The sequence below is a fragment of the Enterobacter sp. HMSC16D10 genome, assembly GCF_001807145.1.
Lineage (GTDB): Bacteria > Pseudomonadota > Gammaproteobacteria > Enterobacterales > Enterobacteriaceae > Enterobacter > Enterobacter roggenkampii.
The window spans coordinates 1-1204 of sequence record NZ_KV787823.1 but is presented as its reverse complement, the minus strand read 5'-3'; the positions used below and the strand labels follow the sequence as shown (position 1 = coordinate 1204).

The window sequence follows — 1204 nt, the reverse complement described above, 5'->3', positions numbered from 1 at the left end:
CTAAGGAAGGTGCGAATAAGCAGGTCATTTCTTCCCAAGCTGACTCGCTGATTAAAATTTCGCGGATCTGGGCCGATTTTTTTCCCGCAAACACATCGAATTAGCCTATTTAGGCTATTTTTTCCACCATTTCTGGCGTTATTTCCGGTTTTTACTGAGATCTCTCCCACTGACGTATCATTTGGTCCACCCGAAACAGGTTGGCCAGGGTGAATAACATCGCCAGTTGGTTATCGTTTTTCAGCAGCCCCTTGTATCTGGCTTTCACGAAGCCGAACTGCCGCTTGATGATGCGAAACGGGTGCTCCACCCTGGCACGGATGCTGGCTTTCATGTATTCGATGTTGATGGCCGTTTTGTTCTTGCGCGGATGCTGCTTCAAGGTTTTTACCTTGCCGGGACGCTCGGCGATCAGCCAGTCCACATCCACCTCGGCCAGCTCCTCGCGCTGTGGCGCTCCTTGGTAGCCGGCATCGGCTGAGACAAATTGCTCCTCTCCATGAAGCAGATTACCCAGCTGATTGAGGTCATGCTCGTTGGCCGCGGTGGTGACTAGGCTGTGGGTCAGGCCACTCTTGGCATCGACACCAATGTGGGCCTTCATGCCAAAGTGCCACTGATTGCCTTTCTTGGTCTGATGCATCTCCGGATCGCGTTGATGCTCTTTGTTCTTGGTAGAGCTGGGTGCCTCAATGATGGTGGCATCCACCAAAGTGCCTTGGGTCATCATGACGCCTGCTTCGGCCAGCCAGCGATTGATGGTCTTGAACAATTGACGGGCCAGTTGATGCTGCTCGAGCAGGTGGCGGAAATTCATGATGGTGGTGCGATCCGGCAGGGCGCTATCCAGGGATAATCGGGCAAACAGGCGCATGGAGGCGATTTCGTACAGGGCATCTTCCATGGCACCGTCGCTCAGGTTGTACCAATGCTGCATGCAGTGAATACGCAGCATGGTCTCCAGCGGATAGGGCCGTCGGCCATTGCCCGCCTTGGGATAAAACGGCTCGATGACAGCGGTCATATTCTGCCATGGCAGAATCTGCTCCATGCGGGAGAGGAAAATCTCTTTTCGGGTCTGACGGCGCTTAGTGCTGAATTCACTATCGGCGAAGGTGAGTTGATGGCTCATGATGTCCCTCTGGGATGCGCTCCGGATGAATATGATGATCTCATATCAGGAACTTGTTCGCACCTTCCCTAA

At 53.4% G+C, this 1204-nt stretch carries 1 protein-coding gene; it reads right to left on the bottom strand.

Going from position 1 to position 1204, the window contains the following annotated elements; genetic code table 11:
• Positions 1-151: 151 nt before the first annotated feature.
• Positions 152-1132 carry an IS5-like element ISKpn26 family transposase gene (locus HMPREF3143_RS02325; RefSeq protein WP_070531634.1) on the bottom strand — a complete coding sequence of 327 codons (981 nt, stop codon included), beginning with the start codon at positions 1130-1132 and terminating at the stop codon, positions 152-154.
• Positions 1133-1204 lie beyond the last annotated feature (72 nt).

What these genes read in the sequence shown, in the direction of transcription:
- HMPREF3143_RS02325 (WP_070531634.1), bottom strand. Translation starts at nt 1,132, where the DNA reads ATGAGCCATCAACTCACCTTCGCCGATAGTGAATTCAGCACTAAGCGC.